Source organism: Peribacillus sp. P4_C12, assembly GCF_056402095.1.
This window is the reverse complement of the sequence record NZ_JBFUIB010000357.1, coordinates 1-3,910: the sequence shown is the minus strand read 5'-3', so window position 1 is coordinate 3,910 and position 3,910 is coordinate 1. Positions and strand designations below refer to the sequence as shown.

The following is a 3,910-nucleotide window of genomic DNA, read 5'->3' as shown; positions in this document are numbered from 1 at the left end:
CTATTAGACGGTGGTGTGGACCTGTTGTTAGTAGAAACCTGTCAGGATATGCTTAATGTTAAGGCTGCCTTTTCTGGAATAAAAGCGGCCTTTGCTAAAACAGGGAAAGAAGTGCCTGTCATCATTTCAGGTACAATCGAACCGATGGGTACGACCCTAGCCGGTCAGTCCATTGAAGCGTTCTATTTATCAGTGGAACATATGAAGCCTGTGGCTGTTGGTTTGAACTGTGCGACAGGACCAGAGTTCATGATAGACCATATTCGGACACTTGCAGATATATCAAACAGTGCCATTAGCTGTTATCCGAATGCAGGCCTACCTGATGAAGAAGGTCATTATCATGAATCCCCGACTTCCCTTGCAGAGAAAATGAAGCAATTTGCAGCAAAAGGCTGGGTCAATATCATTGGGGGCTGCTGTGGAACAACACCAGAACATATTAAAGAGCTTTCTAAGGTTCTAGAAGGCGTACAGCCCCGTGAAATGAAGGAATCAGCACATGGCCATGCCGTATCAGGAATTGAGCCACTTATTTATGATGATTCAATGCGTCCCTTGTTCGTCGGTGAGAGAACGAACGTCATCGGATCTCGTAAATTCAAGGAGTTAATTCGTGGGAAGCATTATGAGCCAGCTGCCGAAATTGCTCGTGCTCAGGTGAAGAAAGGCGCCCATGTCATTGATATTTGTCTTGCTGATCCTGATGGTGATGAGCTAGGTGATATGAAGGAATTCGTTGAAGAAGTTGTCAAAAAAGTGAAAGTACCATTAGTCATTGATACTACAGATGAAGCCGTTCTTGAACAGGCTTTAAAGCATTCTCAAGGAAAGTCAATTATTAATTCTATCAACCTTGAAGATGGTGAAGAGCGCTTTGAAAAAATTGTTCCACTCGTTCATCAATACGGTGCTGCCGTTGTGGTAGGAACAATTGACGAGATTGGAATGGCCGTTGATGCTGAACGGAAAATTGAAGTGGCTACCCGCTCTGTGGACTTGCTAGTAAATAAATATGGCCTAAACGAAAGCGACCTCATTTTTGATCCGCTTGTTTTCCCTGTAGGTACGGGAGATGAGCAATATATAGGCTCTGCTTTAGAAACGGTTAAAGGAATTAAGGCAATCAAAGAGAAATTCCCGGAATGCTTAACGATTCTTGGAATTTCAAATGTGTCGTTCGGCCTCCCAGCACGCGGAAGGGAAATTCTAAATGCCGTTTTCTTATATCACTGTACAAAGGCTGGTCTTGACTACGCAATTGTGAATACGGAAAAACTTGAACGATTTGCTTTGATACCGGAAGAGGAAGTGAAACTGGCCGAAGCACTCCTGTTTAATACCTCTACTGAAACATTAGCCATCTTCACTGAATTTTATCGTGGAAAAAAAGCGGAGAAGAAAGATAATGGTGTTATCCTTCCGTTAAACGAACGTTTAGGGAACTATATTATTGAGGGAACGAAAGAAGGCTTAATTGAAGATTTAAATAAAGCAATCGAGCGTGGTGACGCTCCATTAGAAATCATCAATGGACCATTGATGGATGGGATGAGTGAAGTGGGTAGGTTATTTAATGATAATCAGCTCATTGTCGCGGAAGTACTTCAAAGTGCTGAGGCGATGAAGGCAGCTGTCTCACATCTTGAACCACTCATGGAAAATGCTGAAGATAGTGCTAAGAAAGGTAAGATCCTTTTAGCGACTGTCAAGGGTGACGTACATGATATTGGTAAAAACCTGGTGGATATCATTCTTTCCAATAATGGCTATGAAGTCATTGACCTTGGAATTAAAGTCGCACCACAACAAATTATTGAAGAGGTCCGAAAACATGAGCCTACTATCATAGGCCTGTCTGGATTACTTGTAAAATCAGCACAGCAAATGGTTTTAACTGCCCAGGATTTAAAACAGGCAGGGATTGATACTCCAATATTAGTGGGGGGAGCAGCATTATCCCGTAAATTTACTGATTTCAAAATTTCACCAGAATATGGCGGTCCTGTTTTATATTCCAAAGATGCTATGGATGGATTAGCTGTCACGAATATTTTACATGATTCCAATAAAAAGGTTGTCTACTTAGAGGAGTTAGTTGCAAAACGGGAAAAATCGAAAGCCAATGCGGCAATTGCAGCAACCATGGAAAAACCAGTTCGCAAGCAAACACCAGCAGCTCCGTTAAGCAATGTCCCGGTTCAAAAACCGCGTGACATCAAAAGACATGTTTTGAAAAATTATCCATTAGATGTCATCCAACCATATATTAATAGGCAAATGTTAATTGGTCATCATTTGGGATTAAAAGGTAAAGTTGCTGAGCTGGTGAAGCAAGGGAATGAAAAAGCAATTCAACTGAATGATTTGGTTGATGAGCTGATTGAATTCTTAAAGGCAGAACCAGACTACGGGTTAAATGCTATTTATCAATTTTTCCCTGCTCAAAGTGATGGAGACCAGTTATTCATTTATAATCCGGATAATCATCAGGAAGTATTGGAAACATTTGATTTTCCTAGACAAGATACAAGTCCACACCTTTGTTTGGCGGATTTTGCGAAGCCGGTTTCTTCCGGGGAAATGGATTATGTTGGTTTCTTCCTCGTTACAGCTGGTAGAGGTATCAGAAAATGGGCAGAACAACTAAAACTTGAAGGTGATTTCTTGAAAAACCATGCTCTTCAATCACTGGCTCTTGAAACTGCAGAAGGATTTGCAGAAAGAATCCACCAATTGATGCGAGATGACCTGGGTATAAGCGATCCTATAGAAATGTCAATGAAAGAGCGGTTCGCAGCCAAGTATACCGGTCAAAGGTTTTCATTTGGTTATCCAGCTTGTCCAAATCTGGAAGACCAAGAAAAGCTATTCCGTTTGTTACAACCGCAGGATATTGGAGTAGAATTGACTGAAGGATTCATGATGGAACCAGAGGCTTCTGTTTCAGCTATTGTATTTGCTCATCCTGAAGCGCGTTACTTTAATGTCGATCGATAAGCAGTGAGGAGACAGCGGTATTTTTTACCGCTGTCTTATTGCGCATGAAACCCCTGAATTAGTACACCTTAATTGTCAAAAGGAAGGGGATACAACTATATGAGGAGTCTATTCCGACTATATCTTTACATAATGGGTGCTTTTATTATCTTGGTTATAACAGGTGAACCGCCAGTTCAAGTACACGCAACAATTCCGGAAGAAATAACACCGCTTGTAAAAAGTAAAGAAGATCAGAAAATTGCATATTTGACATTCGATGATGGACCGTCTACGAATACGATGGATATTTTAGATATATTAGATCGATATCATGTTAAAGCTACCTTTTTTGTAAAAGGTAATGAAGAACCTTACGCAAAACAATGCTATAAAGAAATGATTTCCCGGGGTCATGAAATCGCCCTCCATTCCTATACACATGATTATTCTATTGTTTATCGGTCAACAGAAAGTTTCTTTCAAGATCTGAATAGGCTTGAAACCATGCTTGAAAAAGAGTATGGGGTAAAGAGCCGTATTGTACGTATACCGGGTGGTTCAAATAATCATCTTAGACATCAGGTTTCAACTAAACCAATCATTAATGGAATCCTTCAACAATTATCAGAAAAAGGTTATATTTACTTTGATTGGAACATCGATTCAACAGATGGCATCAGTCCTTCGATAAGTGAGCAACAAATCATTACCTCTGTGAAAAGAGGATTGAAAGATCAAAAGCATGTTAATATCTTATTACATGATATCAATAGTATGAAAAATACGGTAAAAGCATTGCCGGATATTATAGAAAACCTAAAAAGAGAAGGGTATACCTTTGATACGATAGATGAGACAACTCCTAAAATACAATTTAAATGATGAACTCAGTGTTTATATATAGTAAATTAAGGTATAGGGATAAGAG

The 3,910-nt window shown here is 39.9% G+C and carries 2 protein-coding genes; both read left to right on the top strand.

Annotated features, from left to right (window positions below; translation table 11 throughout):
* The coding region (gene metH, locus AC1DUW_RS22830; RefSeq protein ID WP_477643534.1) for a methionine synthase at positions 1-3,000 on the top strand (3,000 nt) is incomplete at its 5' end.
* Between the two features lie 99 nt (positions 3,001-3,099).
* Positions 3,100-3,864: a polysaccharide deacetylase family protein gene (locus AC1DUW_RS22825; protein ID WP_477643533.1), complete on the top strand. Its 765-nt coding sequence runs from the start codon at positions 3,100-3,102 to the stop codon at positions 3,862-3,864.
* The last annotated feature ends 46 nt before the right edge of the window (positions 3,865-3,910 follow it).

What these genes read in the sequence shown, in the direction of transcription:
- AC1DUW_RS22825 (WP_477643533.1), top strand. Translation starts at nt 3,100, where the DNA reads ATGAGGAGTCTATTCCGACTATATCTTTACATAATGGGTGCTTTTATT.